The sequence below is a fragment of the Brevibacterium linens genome, assembly GCF_003999335.1.
In the GTDB taxonomy this organism is placed as follows: domain Bacteria; phylum Actinomycetota; class Actinomycetes; order Actinomycetales; family Brevibacteriaceae; genus Brevibacterium; species Brevibacterium linens.
Genome location: NZ_CP026734.1, coordinates 2,371,713 through 2,390,390 on the forward strand (window position 1 = coordinate 2,371,713; position 18,678 = coordinate 2,390,390).

At 60.8% G+C, this 18,678-nt stretch carries 11 protein-coding genes and 2 rRNA genes; 4 read left to right on the forward strand and 9 right to left on the reverse strand.

Going from position 1 to position 18,678, the window contains the following annotated elements; translation table 11 throughout:
* Positions 1-172: 172 nt before the first annotated feature.
* A 23S ribosomal RNA gene (locus CXR29_RS10785) occupies positions 173-3,291 on the reverse strand.
* A gap of 417 nt (positions 3,292-3,708) precedes the next feature.
* Positions 3,709-5,240: ribosomal RNA gene (locus tag CXR29_RS10790) — 16S ribosomal RNA — on the reverse strand.
* Together the 16S and 23S rRNA genes form the textbook arrangement of a ribosomal RNA operon.
* Positions 5,241-5,870: 630 nt before the next feature.
* Here CXR29_RS10790 and CXR29_RS10795 point away from each other — a divergent pair.
* The gene (locus CXR29_RS10795) at positions 5,871-6,713 is read left to right on the forward strand and encodes a formate/nitrite transporter family protein (RefSeq protein WP_127364507.1); all 843 of its coding nucleotides are present in this window, start codon (positions 5,871-5,873) and stop codon (positions 6,711-6,713) included.
* Between the two features lie 9 nt (positions 6,714-6,722).
* Here the strand turns inward: CXR29_RS10795 and CXR29_RS10800 are convergent, their stop codons facing one another.
* The 3 genes from CXR29_RS10800 to CXR29_RS10810 form a co-directional block, all read right to left on the reverse strand.
* Positions 6,723-7,124, reverse strand: a complete 402-nt coding sequence (locus CXR29_RS10800; RefSeq protein WP_025780405.1) for a YccF domain-containing protein — start codon at positions 7,122-7,124, stop codon at positions 6,723-6,725.
* 314 nt (positions 7,125-7,438) lie between these two features.
* Positions 7,439-8,725: a tyrosine--tRNA ligase gene (gene tyrS / locus CXR29_RS10805; RefSeq protein ID WP_127364508.1), complete on the reverse strand. Its 1,287-nt coding sequence runs from the start codon at positions 8,723-8,725 to the stop codon at positions 7,439-7,441.
* A 154-nt stretch (positions 8,726-8,879) separates the two neighbouring features.
* Positions 8,880-10,436, reverse strand: coding sequence for a sigma-54-dependent Fis family transcriptional regulator (locus CXR29_RS10810; RefSeq protein WP_127364509.1), 1,557 nt, complete (start codon positions 10,434-10,436; stop codon positions 8,880-8,882).
* A 317-nt stretch (positions 10,437-10,753) separates the two neighbouring features.
* Between CXR29_RS10810 and CXR29_RS10815 the strand changes: the two genes are divergently transcribed.
* From CXR29_RS10815 to CXR29_RS10825, 3 genes are all read left to right on the forward strand, one after another.
* Positions 10,754-11,845, forward strand: coding sequence for a zinc-binding dehydrogenase (locus CXR29_RS10815; RefSeq protein WP_062861863.1), 1,092 nt, complete (start codon positions 10,754-10,756; stop codon positions 11,843-11,845).
* Positions 11,846-11,935: 90 nt separating this feature from the next.
* Entirely contained in the window at positions 11,936-13,441 is a 1,506-nt protein-coding gene (locus tag CXR29_RS10820; RefSeq protein WP_127364510.1) for an aldehyde dehydrogenase family protein, read from the forward strand.
* 123 nt (positions 13,442-13,564) lie between these two features.
* A complete protein-coding gene (locus CXR29_RS10825) occupies positions 13,565-15,271 on the forward strand; it encodes an AMP-binding protein (RefSeq protein WP_127364511.1) in 1,707 nt (568 codons plus the stop codon).
* Positions 15,272-15,284: 13 nt separating this feature from the next.
* Here CXR29_RS10825 and CXR29_RS10830 read toward each other — a convergent pair whose 3' ends face one another.
* The 4 genes from CXR29_RS10830 to argF form a co-directional block, all read right to left on the reverse strand.
* Positions 15,285-15,524 carry a hypothetical protein gene (locus CXR29_RS10830; RefSeq protein WP_127364512.1) on the reverse strand — a complete coding sequence of 80 codons (240 nt, stop codon included), beginning with the start codon at positions 15,522-15,524 and terminating at the stop codon, positions 15,285-15,287.
* A gap of 112 nt (positions 15,525-15,636) precedes the next feature.
* Positions 15,637-17,058 carry an argininosuccinate lyase gene (gene argH / locus CXR29_RS10835; protein ID WP_127364513.1) on the reverse strand — a complete coding sequence of 474 codons (1,422 nt, stop codon included), beginning with the start codon at positions 17,056-17,058 and terminating at the stop codon, positions 15,637-15,639.
* 158 nt (positions 17,059-17,216) lie between these two features.
* Positions 17,217-17,735, reverse strand: coding sequence for an arginine repressor (locus CXR29_RS10840; protein WP_101555908.1), 519 nt, complete (start codon positions 17,733-17,735; stop codon positions 17,217-17,219).
* A complete protein-coding gene (argF, locus tag CXR29_RS10845; RefSeq protein ID WP_127364514.1) occupies positions 17,735-18,655 on the reverse strand; it encodes an ornithine carbamoyltransferase in 921 nt (306 codons plus the stop codon). Before argF ends, CXR29_RS10840 begins: the two co-directional genes overlap by 1 nt.
* Between the last annotated feature and the right edge of the window lie 23 nt (positions 18,656-18,678).

Genomic DNA, 18,678 nt, shown 5'->3' on the forward strand with positions numbered 1-18,678 from the left:
CACAGACCACACACACCCAAACCCACGTTTGAGTGGTAGCGGTCCAAGAACCGCACAGCGAACGCGAACACCAAAAACTATGTAATACGCACACCCCAAAAAGGTGTGAACTCTTCAAGCCATCCTAGAAAAAACAAAACATCTTTTCGCACACACCAACCCCATGAAAAGAGTTGATGAGTGATCGGTGTATTAGTACCAGTCAACTCCACACATTGCTGTGCTTCCATACCCGGCCTATCAACCCCATCATCTATAGGACACCTCCCCTGACAAAAGTCAGTCGGAAATCTCATCTCGGAGCCGGCTTCCCGCTTAGATGCTTTCAGCGGTTATCCATCCCGAACGTAGCCAACCAGCCATGCTCCTGGCGGAACAACTGGCACACCAGAGGTTCGTCCGTCCCGGTCCTCTCGTACTAAGGACAGACCTCCACAAATTTCCTACGCACGCAGCGGATAGGGACCGAACTGTCTCACGACGTTCTAAACCCAGCTCGCGTACCGCTTTAATGGGCGAACAGCCCAACCCTTGGGACCGACTCCAGCCCCAGGATGCGACGAGCCGACATCGAGGTGCCAAACCATGCCGTCGATATGGACTCTTGGGCAAGATCAGCCTGTTATCCCCGAGGTACCTTTTATCCGTTGAGCGACCACGCTTCCACAAGCCATGGCCGGGTCACTAGTCCCAGCTTTCGCTCCTGCTCGACACGTCCGTCTCACAGTCAAGCTCCCTTGTGCACTTACACTCGACACCTGATTGCCAACCAGGCTGAGGGAACCTTTGGGCGCCTCCGTTACTCTTTAGGAGGCAACCGCCCCAGTTAAACTACCCATCAGGCACTGTCCCTGAACCCGATCAGGGTCCGAAGTTAAGGAATCCACTATGGTCAGAGTGGTATTTCACCGATCGACTCCACCCCAACTAGCGTCGAGGCTTCCCAGTCTTCCACCTATCCTACACAAACCACACCGAATCCCAATACCAAACTATAGTGAAGGTCTCGGGGTCTTTCCGTCCTGCTGCGCGTAACGAGCATCTTTACTCGTAATGCAATTTCGCCGAGTTCGTGGTTGAGACAGCAGAGAAGTCGTTACGCCATTCGTGCAGGTCGGAACTTACCCGACAAGGAATTTCGCTACCTTAGGATGGTTATAGTTACCACCGCCGTTTACTGGGGCTTAAATTCTCCGCTTCACCCCTAACGGGGTTAACAGGTCCTCTTAACCTTCCAGCACCGGGCAGGCGTCAGTCCGTATACATCGACTTACATCTTCGCACGGACCTGTGTTTTTAATAAACAGTCGCTTCTCTCTGGCCTCTGCGACCACCACCAGCACATCCCACCGCAAGGATGGTTCACCGGGATGGTCCCCCTTCTCCCGAAGTTACGGGGGCATTTTGCCGAGTTCCTTAACCACGATTCTCTCGATCACCTTAGTATTCTCTACTCGACCACCTGTGTCGGTTATAGGGTACGGGCAACACACACCCTCACGTCGATGCTTTTCTCGGCAGCAGAGGATCACCAGATCACCCCACCAATGTGGGGCGCCCATCAGCTCTCACACACTTGCGGGGACGGATTTACCTACCCCCACGTGCTACAACCTTAGACCGTGACTACCATCGCACGGCCTGGCTACCTTTCTGCGTCACACCTCACGCTTACCGACTCCACACTCAGGTCCCCCACTCAAACCCAACCACAGGCCCGAAGGCCTGACGGGGTCATCACAGGGTTAGTCTCATGTGTTTTGGTACTGTCGGTTGTGTGTCGGTACCAGAATATCAACTGGTTGTCCATCGACTACGCCTGTCGGCCTCGCCTTAGGTCCCGACTTACCCAGGGCGGATTAGCCTAGCCCTGGAACCCTTGGTCATCCGGTGGACGGGTTTCTCACCCGTCTTTCGCTACTCATGCCTGCATTCTCACTCGAATCGCTTCCACCACTCGTTCACACGGCGACTTCACCAGCAACTCGACGCTCCCCTACCCAACACCACACCATTACGGCTATACGTGGTGCTGCCACAACTTCGGCGGTGTACTTAGCCCCGCTACATTATCGGCGCTCAATCACTTGACCAGTGAGCTATTACGCACTCTTTCAAGGATGGCTGCTTCTAAGCCAACCTCCTGGTTGTCTTCGCAACTGAACATCCTTTCCCACTGAGCACACGCTTAGGGGCCTTAGTTGATGGTCTGGGCTGTTTCCCTCTCGACAATGAAGCTTATCCCCCATTGTCTCACTGCCACGCTGAACCTTGACTGGCATTCGGAGTTTAGTTGACGTCAGTAACCCGGTAGGGCCCATCAGCCATCCAGTAGCTCTACCTCCAGCAAGAACCACGCAACGCTGCACCTAAATGCATTTCGGGGAGAACCAGCTATCACAGAGTTTGATTGGCCTTTCACCCCTAACCACAGGTCATCCCCTCCATTTTCAACTGAAGTGGGTGCGGGCCTCCACGCGCTCTTACACACGCTTCACCCTGCCCATGGCTAGATCACTCCGCTTCGGGTCTAGGACACGCGACTGACTCGCCCTATTCGGACTCGCTTTCGCTACGGCTACCCCACACGGGTTAACCTCGCCACGTACCGCTAACTCGCAGGCTCATTCTTCAAAAGGCACGCCATCACAGTCATCAAGATACTGCTCTGACGGATTGTAAGCACATGGTTTCAGGTACTCTTTCACTCCCCTCCCGGGGTACTTTTCACCATTCCCTCACGGTACTCATTCCGCTATCGGTCATCAGGAAGTATTTAGCCTTACCAGGTGGTCCTGGCAGATTCACACGAAATTCCACGAGTTCCGTGCTACTCGGGCAACGCACACACCACGACAGGCTGATGTTTCGTCTACGGGACTCTCACCCACTCCGGTCCTGTTTCCCACCAGGTTCGACTACACCAACCACGCTCGCGGACCAGTCATGCTGAACCGGACCATGCACACCCCACAACACCCTGACAGCAACACCAGCACGCTTGACACTGACAAGGTTTAGGCTCATCCAGTTTCGCTCGCCACTACTCCCGGAATCATTGTTATTTTCTCTTCCTGCGGGTACTGAGATGTTTCACTTCCCCGCGTTCCCTCCACATGCCCTATATATTCAGACACGGGTCACCACCCTCACGAGTGGCGGGGTTTCCCCATTCGGAGACCCTCGGATCAACGCCTGTTTATCGGCTCCCCGAGGCTTATCGCAGATTTCCACGTCCTTCATCGGCTCCTGATGCCAAGGCATCCACCATGCGCTCTTACACACTCACCCAACCCCCAAACAGGGCCGGCTTCGTGTGCGCGAAAAATTGTTTCATTCACCTCAACTAGATGATGACAAGAAAAATCACATTACATAAACAACACTTTCGTGTTGTTTGATGCTCGCGTCCACTATACGATTCTCAAACCACTACCAAACACCCACCACCACACAACCGCTTCACGCTGCTGTCTGGCCGTCGGGTTGGTCCTGTTGGTTGAAACCACACCCACACACACTGTGCGGGGTTTGTGATTCCAGGACCCAATAACGTGTTCGTCCTAGCCCACCCGATCACCACCGTCGTCATGGCACACAGGCCACACCACGCTGGTTGGATGAGCGAAAGAAGTGATGTTCCACCCTTGAGCACCCAACACCAACACGTACGGCTGGTTCGTTGGGGTTCTGATGTGTGCTCCTTAGAAAGGAGGTGATCCAGCCGCACCTTCCGGTACGGCTACCTTGTTACGACTTAGTCCCAATCACCAGTCCCACCTTAGACGGCCCCCTCCCCACAAAGGGGGTTGGGACACCGGCTTCGGGTGTTACCGACTTTCGTGACTTGACGGGCGGTGTGTACAAGGCCCGGGAACGTATTCACCGCAGCGTTGCTGATCTGCGATTACTAGCGACTCCGACTTCACGTAGTCGAATTGCAGACTACGATCCGAACTGAGACTGGCTTTAAGGGATTCGCTCACCCTCACGGGTTCGCCTCTCTCTGTACCAGCCATTGTAGCATGCGTGAAGCCCAAGACATAAAGGGCATGATGATTTGACGTCATCCCCACCTTCCTCCGAGTTGACCCCGGCAGTCTCCTATGAGTTCCCACCATCACGTGCTGGCAACATAGAACGAGGGTTGCGCTCGTTGCGGGACTTAACCCAACATCTCACGACACGAGCTGACGACAACCATGCACCACCTGTACACCAGCTCCAAAGAGAAGAACTGTTTCCAGAACGGTCCAGTGTATGTCAAGCCTTGGTAAGGTTCTTCGCGTTGCATCGAATTAATCCGCATGCTCCGCCGCTTGTGCGGGCCCCCGTCAATTCCTTTGAGTTTTAGCCTTGCGACCGTACTCCCCAGGCGGGGCACTTAATGCGTTAGCTACGGCGCGGAGAACGTGGAATGTCCCCCACACCTAGTGCCCAACGTTTACGGCATGGACTACCAGGGTATCTAATCCTGTTCGCTCCCCATGCTTTCGCTCCTCAGTGTCAGTTACAGCCCAGAGTCCCGCCTTCGCCACCGGTGTTCCTCCTGATATCTGCGCATTTCACCGCTACACCAGGAATTCCAGACTCCCCTACTGCACTCTAGTCAGCCCGTACCCACTGCACGCGCAACGTTAAGCGTTGCGTTTCCACAGCAGACGTGACCAACCACCTACGAGCTCTTTACGCCCAATAATTCCGGACAACGCTCGTACCCTACGTATTACCGCGGCTGCTGGCACGTAGTTAGCCGGTACTTCTTCTGCAGGTACCGTCACCTTACGGCTTCTTCCCTGCTGAAAGCGGTTTACAACCCGAAGGCCGTCATCCCGCACGCTGCGTCGCTGCATCAGGGTTTCCCCCATTGTGCAATATTCCCCACTGCTGCCTCCCGTAGGAGTCTGGGCCGTGTCTCAGTCCCAGTGTGGCCGGTCGCCCTCTCAGGCCGGCTACCCGTCGTCGCCTTGGTAGGCCATTACCCCACCAACAAGCTGATAGGCCGCGAGCCCATCCCCGATCGAAAAACTTTCCACCAACCCTCATGCGAGGATTGGTCGTATCCGGTATTAGACCCAGTTTCCCGGGCTTATCCCGAAATCGGGGGCAGGTTACTCACGTGTTACTCACCCGTTCGCCACTCATCCACCAGAAGCAAGCTTCTGGCTTCAGCGTTCGACTTGCATGTGTTAAGCACGCAGCCAGCGTTCGTCCTGAGCCAGGATCAAACTCTCCATAAAAAACTTTATGTAACGAATGAATCCCAGCAAGACAGCCAACCCCTCACGGGGTGAGAAGGTTGACCCATAAAATTACTGACCAAACACACCATCCACCCCACTTAACGGCAGGAGGTTCGGCGAAGAACCACCCACACGAGGGTGAACCACTGTTTGGCCAGGTGATTGTCTTACCAGAAAATAAATTGTTCTGGCATCACAACTTGTTCAAACAAACACGCTATTGGATTCTCAAACCACAAACACACACCCATCACCACACCACAAAGACAGTGTGTTCACTGGGGGTATCAGTTTCATTTTTTGGTTACCCACCCGATCGCCTGAACCCTTGGATCAAACTGTGTTTGTCCTGGTCAGACCCGGTAGAAACGGTGTTCCGTGAACCTCGTTTCCGGCGGGGCAACGAGATATAACTCTAGACCACCCCGCACCGCCTGTGCAACTCGAAAGCGGAAATTCCGCTGTGACACCCGTCACCGGCCGCAAATTCCCTGTTTCCCGCCCACTTCCGAAGGCACGGCTGCACGGTTCCGGCTTTCCGCCGGGCTCTCGCCGGCGGCAACCGCTTTCCTCACCATGCAGGTGATTCCCAGCGTTTGAGCGTGTCCCGACCCCTACACTGACGGAATGACTCAGAAGGAGCAGCGGGAACGTCTCGGCCGCAACGACCTCGATCTCGAAGACGCCCTCATCGACGAGGCGGCAAATACAGTCACGGAGGGTGCCAAACGGCTCAACCGAAAGTGGCCGGAACTCATAGTCACCGGCCTCTTCGGCGGCGTCGATGTCGGTCTCGGCATCTTGGCCATGGTGCTCGTCAAGCAAGCAACCGGGTCGGAGATCCTCGCAGGGATGGCGTTCGGCATCGGCCTACTGGCTTTGAGGCTGGCGCATTCGGAGCTATTCACCGAAGAGTTCCTCCTTCCGATCAACGCCGTCATCGCAGGCCAAGCGAATTGGGTACAGGTATTCCGCCTCTGGTTGACCACCCTCGTGACCAACATGGTTGGCGGCGCGGTCTTCGCCTGGCTGATCGTCATCGCCCTCCCGGACTATCACAAGACGATCGCGGATATGGCGCTCGGCTATATCAACCAGTCTTCGCTCATCGTCATGCTCGCTCTCTCACTTCTCGCCGGCGCGACGATCACATTGGCGACACGCATGCAGCAGGGAACATCGAACGACACGGTCAAGGCGATCGTCTGCATGATCACCGGCCTATTGGTGATCGGAGCCAGCATGTTGCACGGAGCCATCAATGCGATTCTCATCCTTGCCGCCATGATGACGGGCGCAGACATTTCGATCCTCGACTTCCTGCAGTGGTTCGGGATCGTGATCCCGTTCAACATGCTCGGTGGACTGCTGATCATCACCCTGCCGCGAATCGTGCGCACTCGCCGCGTGCTCTGGGCAGTGCGCAGAGGCCGCATCTCGCTCGAGGAACTCGAGGAGCAGAGCGCTTGAGTCGTTGAGTCAGGCTCCGCGGTAACCGGGCATCAGCCGGTCGCTGTCGACGATCTGTTTGCCCAGCGGCATGAGAGAGACGGGGATGAGCTTGATGTTCGCCCAGCCGAGCGGGATGCCGATGATCGAGATGAACAGCGGGATCGAGGTGACGACGTGTCCGATGGCGAGCCAGACGCCGGCGACGATGAGCCAGATGATGTTGCCCAAGGTGGTCGCCACTCCGGCCGGGCGGGTTTCGATGACCTCGCGGCCGAAGGGCCAGAGTGCGTAGTTGCCGATGCGGAAGGACGCGATTCCCCACGGGATGGTGACGATGAAGATGCAGGCGATGATGCCGGCGGCCCAGTATCCGAGTGCCAGCCAGAGGCCGGAGAAGATGAACCAGATGATGTTGAGCAGGGTGCGCATGATCTCCTCGTGCGTTCGTCAGTCGGTATTCGTTCGGTAGTCCGTCATCTGCCAGTCTGCTCGATGACCGCATGCTTTTCCATGGTGATGGCCCCACATCGCCGGTCCGGTTGACCGCAGGCTGCCGGAGCACACGCTGATTGACTGTATTCTCTTGGCCGCGAAGCTGCCGCTGAAGCCGCCGCTACAACGCGACCTCTTGTATTCGTCGATGACAATGTTTTCCGTTGTCGAACGGCCCCAACCGTGGTGAATACGATAATGCCGCGCCCTCCGGGTGCGGAGGACACGGCATTATCAATGACGGAGGTTGCTCAGCCGACGATGTCGACGGCACCGAGGGTCTTCTTGCCGCGGCGCAGGAGGACGACTCCCCCGGCTTCCGTGGAGAGCACATCGGCCGAGGTCAGGGTCTGCTCCTGGTCGGCGACCTTGACGTTGTTGATGTAAGCGCCGCCGTCCTTGATGGCACGGCGGGCCTCGCCCTTGGACTTGACGATGCCGGCAGTGACGAAGGCATCGGCGATCGGCAGCCCTTCGGCCAGCTGAGTCGCGGACACCTCACCGCGGGGCAGCTCGGAGGTTGCGGCACCCAACGTCGAGGCGTCGAGGCCGGCCAACTCTCCCCCGCCGAAGAGCGCGGAAGCCGCAGCGATGGCCTGCTCGTACGCCTGGCGACCGTGGACCAAGGTGGTGACATCCTCGGCGAGGGCCTTCTGCGCCACACGGGTGTGCGGGGCTGCGGTGAACTCGGCTTCGATGGCGTCGATCTCGTCGAGCGGGCGCAGCGAGAACACCTTGAGGTACTTCACCACGTCGCGGTCGTCGGCGTTGAGCCAGAACTGGCTGAAGGCGTACGGGCTGGTCAGCGACGAGTCGAGCCATACGGTGCCGGATTCGGTCTTGCCGAACTTCGTTCCGTCGGCCTTCGTGATCAGCGGGGTGGCCAGGGCGTGGACGGACTTCTGCTCGACGCGGCGGATGAGGTCGACGCCCGAGGTGAGGTTGCCCCACTGGTCGGAGCCGCCGGTCTGCAGGGAGCAGCCGTAGCGGCGGTTGAGTTCGAGGTAGTCGTTGCCCTGGAGAATCTGGTAGGAGAACTCGGTGAAGGAGATGCCGGCTTCGCTGTTGAGGCGAGCGGAGACGGATTCCTTCGCGAGCATCCGGTTGACCGGGAAGTGCTTGCCGATGTCGCGGAGGAAGTCGATGGCCGACAGCTGCGAGGTCCAGTCGAGGTTGTTGACGATCTGCGCGGCGTGGGGTCCGTCGAAGTCGAGGAACTTCTCGACCTGGGTGCGGATCTTCGCGACCCATTCCTCGACGACTTCACGCGGGTTGAGCGTCCGCTCCCCCGACATGCGCGGGTCGCCGATGAGACCGGTGGCGCCGCCGACGAGGGCCAGCGGGTTGTGTCCGGCCTGCTGGAGGCGGGCGGCGGTGAGCAGCTGGACAAGGTTGCCCATGTGCAGGCTCGGGGCCGTCGGATCGAAACCGACATAATAGGTCAGCGACTCCTCGGCCAGGGCTTTCTGCAGGGCGGCCTCGTCGGTGGAAACTGCGACGAGCCCGCGGGCCTTGAGTTCGCTGAAGATGTCGGTCACTTCGGTCCTTTCGAATCTGAGCATTGCCATGTGCGGCAGCGCCGCCAATGCTTGACTGGTAGTGCCGCTTCGAGAGCGGCACATGGTCAATACTACGGCGAACAGAAGAGCAGGTGGGAAGCGAGGAGCATCACGCCGTAAGGAACGAACGGTGTCACCCGGAGATGCGGAATTCGCGCAAGCGCCGATACAGCGTGGTCCGGCTGATTCCCAAAGCCTTCGCAGCCTGATACTTATTGCCGCCCAAGGACTCGAGCGTCTTGACGATCGCGTCGCGTTCCAACCGTTCAATTCCTGTCACCGACGAAGCGCTCTCCGACCTGAACCGGGCGGGAAGATCGGCAACTCCGACGACCGCGTTCGCGCGGTTGACCAGAACCTCACGCAGTACCTTCCCCAGCTGCGTGAGGTTGCCGGGCCAGTCGTCACGCTCAAGTGTCTGGAGACAGGCTTCGCTGAATTCGACCGGCCTGCCGCCGTTGATCTGTCGGGCAAGTCCGCGGACGATCGCCGGGAACTCAGCTGTCCTCTCCCGCAGTGGGGGCAGGTGGACTGTGGAATCAGCCATCGCCAGGAGCGACCTCAACGACTGGTCAGACTTCCCCGCCGGAGTCGACGTCACGACCACAGTGCCTTTCCGATCCGACTCGAGCAGACGACGCAATACGCCCAACTGCCGGTCCGAGAGCAGGTCGATATCGTCGACGATGAGAGCGTCAGCCTGAGAACCCGATGGGGATTGCAGGCAATCTGGCCAGTCCTCAGGTTCTCGCCTGAGCAACTCGATTCCCTCGACTCGCTCGGTGGACGCACCCCGAACGACCTCAGTCGCTGCCGAGGTGCGACCGGTACCCGCATCACCGACGATGGAGATGACTCCGGTCCGGCCTTTCGCATTCTGCAGGCGGGAACTCCATACCAACCCGAATGAGTTGTTACGGGGCCCTCCTCTCGGCACTGTCCGTCGCCCTCGCCAGAGGGGCTTTATGGTGACGACAGCCTGTTCATGCCCAACCGGAACGACGTCGAGATCAAGCATGCGGCCTCCCCCGACGTCGACCGTGCGATGACGCTCGGCCGTTCCCAAGCTCGAGAGGATGTCTGTGCGAAGCGAGTTGAAGTCGACGACGTCGAAGAGGCTCTCGGCCAGGCGATTGCTCAACGCCGTATCCTCTCCCAAAGCGCACACCGCACTTGTCGAACCGCGCGATACCCGGACGAACTCCTCCATCAGGCGGTATTCGTCGCGATAGGTGTTCTCAGCCAGCTGCTTTTCGATCTGCCGGACGACGATCCGGCCGAAGCCTTCGAGAAGGGACCCTGTCGCAGCGGTCGGTGCGGTGACGTTGAGAACGCCTTCGAGCCGCTTGCTTCCGGTGTGGATGACAGGTATCCCGAAACAGGAGAACTCACGGAACGCCTCGACAAAGTGTTCATTCCCGTCAATGGCGATCTCGCCTCCGATCTCCAAGGCGGTGCCGATCCCGTTGAACCCCACCTTCTCTTCGCTGAGATCGGCGCCGACGACAAGTCCCCGGCGCTGCGCCTCGATGCCGGTTCTGCAGTCGACATCACCGACGGACTGAATCAGCCGTCCGCTGCGATCTGCGAGGAGCAGCGTGAGATCCAGACCGGCAAGATCATGTGTCATCACGTCGAATGCCGCCTCGGCGGCTTTGAGCAGAGCACTGCCGCTGTTCTTCGCGGGCACCGGCGACGGCTCAGGGCTCGAAGAGCGGTTCACACCGGACAGCTCGGACCTCAGCCATCCGTACTCAACCTGTTCGCTCCTGTGCGGCACCCTTGACCTCCATTGACCCAGACCCCATCAGCTGTTGTCCGCCCTGAAGTTACCGCAGTTGCCCGAAGACGACAACGAGGCGGTTCGCCCTCCGGACGGCGCGGCCATCTGCGCGGTGTTACAGAGCAGTGTTCCATATCTGCACACTTCGAGATGTGATGCCGATCATAGTCTGACCGAAGGAGCCGCGCCACGGTTCCATTTCGCACATTGGAAGGACACAGAAGATGAAAGCTTCATTGGCAACCGCGATCGGCGGAGAGTTCACTGTCCACGACGTCGTCATCGATGATCCACAGGGCCGTGAGGTACTGGTGGATGTGAAGGCGAGCGGCCTGTGCCACTCGGACCTCCACCTCATCGATCACGATTTCGGGCTTCCGCTTCCCGCCGTCGGCGGACACGAGATCTCCGGCGTCGTCCGTTCGGTGGGACCGGGCGTGACCAGCATGAGCGTAGGCGACCATGTCGTCGCCTGCCTCATCACCTTCTGCGGCGCCTGCGCAGAGTGTCTGTCCGGCAAAACCACTCTGTGCTCCAACCCGACGGCAGTGGCCAGAAAAGAGGGTGAGAAGCCTCGCGTCTCGTTCCCTGACGGTCAGGAGATCGCACAGTCGGTCAACGTCGGCGGATTCGCCGAACAGGTCCTCGTCCACGAGAACCAGCTGGCGGTCGTCAACAATCAGATTCCGTTCCCGCAGGCCGCACTGCTCGGCTGCTCTGTCGTCACGGGTGCCGGAGCCGCCATCAACACTGCGCACGTCCGCCCCGGCGACACGGTTGCCGTCATCGGCACCGGAGGCATCGGCCTCAATGCGATCAGCGGGGCACGACTGGCCGGTGCGAAGCACATCATCGCTATCGACATCGTCGACAGCAAGCTCGAGGCCGCGAAGAAATTCGGCGCCACCGACCTCATCAACTCCTCGACGACCGATCCCGTCGCCGCCGTCCAGGAACTCACGGGCGGAGTCGACCATGCCTTCGAAGTCATCGGGCTGGAAGCCACTCAGCGCCAGGTGCAGCAGCTGACCAAGCCGGGCGGCACTGCTTACCTCATCGGCATCGCTCCTCCCGGAACGACGACCGAGTTCACTTCCTCCCTCGACTCGCTGTTCGCGCAGCGTCGCCTCCAAGCGGTCCTCATGGGCTCGTCGAACGTCAAACGCGATATCGCCCTCTACGCCGACCTCTATGTGCAGGGACGCTTCGAACTCGATCACCTCGTCAGCCGCGAGATCTCCATCAACGAGATCAATGACGGCTATGAGGCGCTCAAAAAGGGCGAGGTCATCCGATCGGTCATCACCTCGTTCTGAAACCGACGCGACGACAACTCACCCTCACCACAGTTCCCGCTGACCATCGACGATCAGCAGGACGAATCCGATCACGACAAGGAGTCGACGATGACAACCACCGTAGAATCCCCAGCACGTTCCCCTCGCCTGCAGGAATTCCTCGCACAGCCTCAGAAGATTCTCATCGACGGGCAGTGGACCGATGCCGGTTCCGGCGAGACTTTCACCACCTACGACCCGGCCACGGGTGAAGCCCTCGCCACGGTCCCCCGCGGAGCCGCCGAGGACATCGATCGGGCGGTGTCTGCCGCACGTCGTGCCTTCGACACCACCGATTGGGCACGTTGGCGTCCGGCCCGGCGCGAGAACCTCCTCTGGAAGATCTCCGAACTGATCCTCAGCCGTGCCGATGATTTCGCAGAGCTCGAATCGCTCGACAACGGCAAACCGCTGGGAATCGCCGCAGCGTTCGACGTCAGGTCGTCTGCTGACTGCTTCCGCTACTACGCCGGATGGCCCTCGAAGATCCAGGGATCGGTGAACAATCCGTCGATGCTCCTGGCCCCCGAGGATGCCGAATTCCATTCCTTCACGCGCAGAGAGCCCGTCGGAGTCTGCGGACAGATCATTCCGTGGAACTTCCCCCTGCTCATGGCCGCGTGGAAGATCGCCCCGGCCTTGGCGACCGGAAACACTGTCGTCCTCAAACCGGCCGAACAGACTCCTCTGACGGCTCTGCTGCTCGGACAGATCCTCGTCGAAGCTGGTGTTCCCGACGGTGTGGTGAACATCGTGACGGGCCACGGTGAGGCCGGTGCAGCACTGTCGGAACACTCCGATGTCGACAAGGTCGCTTTCACGGGATCCACGGAAGTCGGAAAGCGGATCGTCGCCGCCTCTGCTGGGAATCTCAAGAAAGTCTCGCTGGAGCTCGGAGGCAAATCTCCGAACATCGTCTTCGCCGATGCCGACATCGACAGTGCCGTCGGCGGCGTGATCCAGGGCTTCACCTTGAACTCTGGTCAGGCCTGTGAAGCCGGCACTCGCGTGTACGTCCACGAGTCCATCTACGACAAGTTCAATGCGGCCCTTGCCGAACAGGTGAAGGCGCTGGCTGTCGGGCCGGGCAATGATCCCGAATCAGTCATAACGCCGCTCGTGTCGCAGGAGCAGTTGGATCGTGTTGTCGGCTACCTCGAGGCGGGCAAGCAGGCGGGAGCCGTTGCGCTCGTCGGCGGCAACCGTCACGGCGACACCGGCTACTTCGTCGAGCCGACTGTCTTCACTGGCACAAGCGAGGACATGTCGATCGTGCAGGAGGAGATCTTCGGACCGGTGGCGGTCTCGATCCCCTTCTCCGGTGATGACGAGGTCATTGCCGCAGCTAACCGCAGCGAATACGGCCTGGCGGCGGGTCTGTGGACGCAGGATCTCAGCAGGGCGCACCGCGTTGCCAGCCGACTCAACGCCGGATCCGTGTGGGTCAACACTTATCACGCTCTCGACAGCGCGCTGCCGTTCGGCGGCTTCCACCAGTCCGGATGGGGTCGCGAGCTCGGGCCCGAAAGCATCGAACTCTACACCCAGGTGAAGTCAGTCACCATCGCCATCTGAATCGACCGAACCGGTGAGGCGAGCGGCGGAGACAGCCGCTCGCCTCACCGCTCCCCGGCTGTCCGCAATCGGCGGCGGCCGGACCCGGTCGACAACAGACCCCGAAACCAATAGGAGGCCACAATGACGGTGACCGATGAATTCAGAGCAGCCCGGGATCAGCGGATCGAGCTCCGCAGCGACTACGACGCCGCCCGGCAGGCGTTCGAGTGGCCGCGGTTCACGCACTTCAACTTCGCCCTGGACTGGTTCGACAAAATCGCTGTCAACAATGACAACCCCGCTCTGTGGATCGTCGAGCAGGACGGCACGGAGGGCAAGTGGAGCTTCGCGGAACTGTCTGCCCGGTCGAACCAGGTCGCCAACCACTTCCGCCGGGCCGGGATCAAACGCGGTGACCATGTCATGGTCATGCTCAACAACCAGGTCGAGCTGTGGGAGACGATGCTCGCCGGCATCAAACTCGGTGCCGTGCTCATGCCCGCCACCACCCAGCTGGGTCCCATCGACCTGACCGACCGTGCCGAACGCGGTCAGGCCGACTTCGTCGTCGCCGGAGTCGACGATGCCGCGAAGTTCGATGACGTCGATGTCGAGGTCGTGCGCATCATCGTCGGCGGCCAACCCACCCGCCAACAGGACTACGCCTACGCCGATGCCGATGACGAAAGCACCGACTTCGACCCGCAAGGATCGTCGCGGGCCGATGACCTGCTGCTGCTCTACTTCACCTCGGGGACGACGTCGAAGGCGAAGATGGTCGCCCACACCCACGTGTCCTACCCCGTCGGGCACTTGTCAACCATGTACTGGATGGGACTGACCCCAGGAGACGTTCACCTCAACGTCGCCTCACCCGGATGGGCCAAGCACGCGTGGTCGAATATCTTCACCCCGTGGATCGCCGAGGCCTGCGTATTCCTCTACAACTACTCCCGGTTCGATGCCAACGCCCTCATGGAGACCATGGACCGAGTCGGTGTGACGAGTTTCTGTGCCCCACCGACCGTGTGGCGCATGCTCATCCAAGCCGACCTGGGGCATTTGAAGACCCCACCGACGAAGGCCCTCGGTGCGGGTGAACCGCTGAACCCGGAGATCATCGATCGGGTCCATCACGAGTGGGGTGTGCTCATCCGGGATGGGTTCGGGCAGACGGAGTCGACTCTGCAGATCGGGAACTCCCCGGACCAGGAACTCAAATACGGGTCGATGGGCAAGGCCCTGCCCGGCTTCGATGTTGTTCTCATCGATCCCGCCACCGGTGAAGAAAGCGATGAGGGTGAAATCTGCCTGCGCCTGGACCCGCGCCCCATCGGGTTGACTACCGGGTATTGGTCGAATGAGGAGAAGACCGCCGAAGCCTTCGAAGGCGGGGTCTATCACACCGGTGATGTGGCTGCCCGGGACGAGGATGGGTACATCACGTATGTCGGTCGGGCCGATGACGTGTTCAAAGCCAGTGACTACCGACTCTCCCCGTTCGAGTTGGAGAGTGTGCTCATCGAGCATGAAGCTGTTGCCGAGGCGGCTGTCGTGCCGTCACCGGACCCGGTGCGTTTGGCGGTGCCGAAAGCCTACGTCGTCGTGTCGGAGAAGTTCGAAGCCAACGCGGACACCGCCCGGTCGATCCTCGCCTACTGCCGGGAGCATTTGGCTCCGTACAAGCGGATCCGCCGACTCGAGTTCGCGGAGTTGCCGAAGACGATCTCGGGCAAGATCCGTCGTGTTGAGCTGCGTGCCCGGGAGGATCAGCTGCATCCGTTCAGTGGTGAGCCGGTTGTCGAGGGCAATGAGTACGCGGACACGGACTTCGACCTCAAGAACTGAAGGCAGGCTCCTCTCACCCGCGTATAGAGGAGCGATTCCTCAACCGAACCACGAGCGCCGCGATCGCCCAGACCACAAGAACACGCAAACCGAGCACGCCGAAGATCTCTCCGAATATCGCGGCTATACCGGCTCCGATGTTGGCACCGCCCGCGACCGATCCAGTATTCCAATACAGTCCGAGACCATACAGCCCCGCGCCGAGGAGGATGATCGCGACACCGCCGATGAGCAGTATTGTTCTTCTTCGCATGTCCAGACCTCCTGACGAGATCGTTGATGCGAAGGGCCGGTGCTCGGACGAACGGATTTTCTCCGCCTGTCCGGGCACCGGCCCTCATGTCAGTGTCTTATTCTTCAGCCTCTCACACGCTGCGCGCGGACCCCGCGAACTCACGCAGACGCGTGACCTCGGCCTTCGCGTTGGCGATCTGTGCCTCGACGGCCGAACGGGCCGTGCCGCCCTTGGCGTTGCGCGAGTCGATCGACCCGAGAGTCGTGAGCACTTCACGAACGGCCGGGGTCAAATGCGAAGAGATCCCCGCAAAATCGTCATCGGTCAGATCCCACAGCTCGACATCCCGCGACTCCGCCAACTGCACGCATGCGCCAGAGAGCTCGTGAGCCACACGGAACGGCACGCCCTGGCGCACGAGCCATTCGGCGATGTCCGTAGCCAGGGCGAATCCGCGCGGAGCCAGATACGCCATTCGCTCGGTGTCGAACTTCAGGGTCGCTACCATCCCAGTGAATGCCGGCAGCAGCAGCTCGAGAGTGTCAGTGGCGTCGAAGACCGGTTCCTTGTCCTCCTGCAGATCCCGGTTGTACGCCAACGGCAGCGCCTTGAGCGTCGACAGCAGACCGGTGAGATCACCGATGAGGCGACCGGACTTGCCGCGAGTGAGCTCGGCGACGTCGGGGTTCTTCTTCTGCGGCATGATCGACGACCCCGTCGAGTACGCGTCATGCAGGGTGACGAACGAGAACTCCTTCGTCGCCCACGCGATGACCTCCTCGGACAGACGGGAGAGGTCGATGCCGATCATCGTCGTGATGAACAGGTACTCGGCGAAGACATCGCGCGAGGAGGTGCCGTCGATGGAGTTCTCCACCGAATCGTTGAATCCGAGGTCCGCGGCCACAGCCTGCGGGTCGAGCCCGAGCGACGACCCGGCCAGAGCACCCGAACCATAGGCAGACACACCGGCACGCGAATCGAAATCGACGAAGCGGGCGACGTCGCGCAGCAGCGGCCACGCGTGAGCGAGCAGATGGTGAGCCAGCAGCACCGGCTGAGCGTGTTGGAGGTGGGTGCGTCCGGGCATCGGCGCCTCGGGGTGCTCTTCGGCCTGAGCGATGAGCACCTCGACGGTGTCGAGCACGAGACCGGCGACCTCACGGGCATGGTCACGCAGGTACATCCGCCCCATCGTCGCGATCTGGTCATTGCGGGACCGTCCGGCGCGCAGCTTCCCTCCGAGCTCGGGTCCGGCGATCTCGATGAGCCCGCGCTCGAGCGACGAGTGCACGTCCTCGTCGGACTCGGCGGCGACGTATTCGCCCGCTTCCACCCGACGCTGCAGCTCGTCGAGTGCCGAATGCATTCCCGACAGCTCGTCATCGGTGAGCAGTCCCGCATGGTGGAGGACCTTCGCGTGGGCCTTGGAACCGGCGATGTCGTACTTCGCCAGGCGCCAGTCGAAGTCCGTGGACTTGCTCAGCGCGGCCAGCGCATCGGCCGGACCGTCGGAGAATCGTCCGCCCCACAGGCTCAGTCGTTCGCTCACAGATCGTCCTTTCCCACCAGCACGGATGCGCCGGCCCGTTCATTGAAATGATGAAACTCAGTTGTCATTGTTCCAGTTTTCCCTCGCCGAGGCGGCCGTCCGTCCCGTGGATTCCTGCCGAGGCGACCCGCCCGGTTCCAAGGCCCACCGACAGAGGCTCACCCCTCGGCCAGCCCACCGGCCGCGTATTCGAGGAAGGTCTCGGCCAGGGCCGCTCCCCCGACCGCGGCATCGGCGATGACGAGCACGGTGTCATCGCCTGCCAGCGTGCCGAAGATGCCGACCATCGACGACCGGTCGATCGCCGAGGCCAGATACTGTGCGGCTCCCGGCGGGGTGCGCAGCACGACCGTGTTGTCCTGGGAGACTGCGGAGACGAGCAGTTCCTCGAGGATCCGCGGCAGCTTCGCGTCGAGGCTCTCCCCCGTCGACTGCTGCAGGGACCGGTCCCCGCCCTCACCGGGAACGGCGTAGACGGATCCCGCGGTGGATCGGATCTTCACGGCCCCCACCTCGGCGAGGTCGCGCGACAGGGTCGCCTGGGTGACGGTGATGCCCTGCGTCGCGAGCGCCTCGGCGAGTTCGATCTGGGACCGCACGGACTGGCGGGTGATGAGATCGATGATCTTCTGCTGTCGGGCGGTCTTCGTCAGCGGTGCGCTGTTATTCTCGGCCATCATCGCTCCAGGAGGAAGGTCATGAGTGCCTTCTGCGCGTGGAGGCGGTTCTCGGCTTCGTCGAAGACCACCGAGGCGGGGCCGTCGATGACCTCGGCCGTGACCTCTTTGCCGCGGTAGGCGGGCAGGCAGTGGAGGAAGATCGCGTCGTTGCTTAAGCTCATCAGTTCCTGGTTGACCTGGAACTTCGTGAACGGAGAGGCCTCGTCGACGCGTCCGGCAGAGTCCTGGCCCATGGATACCCAGGTGTCGGTGACGAGGACGTCGGCACCGGTGGCGGCGGCCACCGGGTCGTCGGTGACGGTGAGCGATCCCCCGGTCTGTGCGGCGAGGGCTTCGGCTTCGGCGACGATCGCTGCGTCGGGCTGGTAGTCGGCCGGTGCTGCGATGCGCACGTGCATTCCGGCGTTGACTCCGCCGAGGGCGTAGGAGTTGGCCATATTGTTCGCCCCATCGCCGAAGTACGTCATGGTCTGGCCTTTCACGTCGCCGCGGTGTTCGCGGATGGTGAGCAGGTCGGCGAGGATCTGGCAGGGGTGGAAGTCATCGGACAGTGAGTTGATGACGGGCACGGAGGAATGCTCGGCCATCTCTTCGAGGCCGGCCTGGGCGTAGGTGCGCCAGATGATCGTCGAGACCATCCGCGACATCACCTGCGCGGTGTCGGCGATCGATTCCTTGTGTCCGAGTTGCGCCTCACCGGGGTTGATGATGAGCGGCTGCCCGCCGAGTGCGGCGATGCCGGCGGCGAATGAGACCCGGGTGCGCGTCGAGGTCTTGTCGAAGATGACGGCGGCGGTCTGCGGGCCGGCCAGCGGGGTCCGCGAGTAGGGGGCGGCCTTGAGTTCGACGGCGAGGTCGAGGACCTCGGCCTGCTCGGCCGGGCTGAGGTCCGTGTCCTTGAGGAAGTGGCGTGTCATAACGTGTCCTTCGAAAGTCTGGG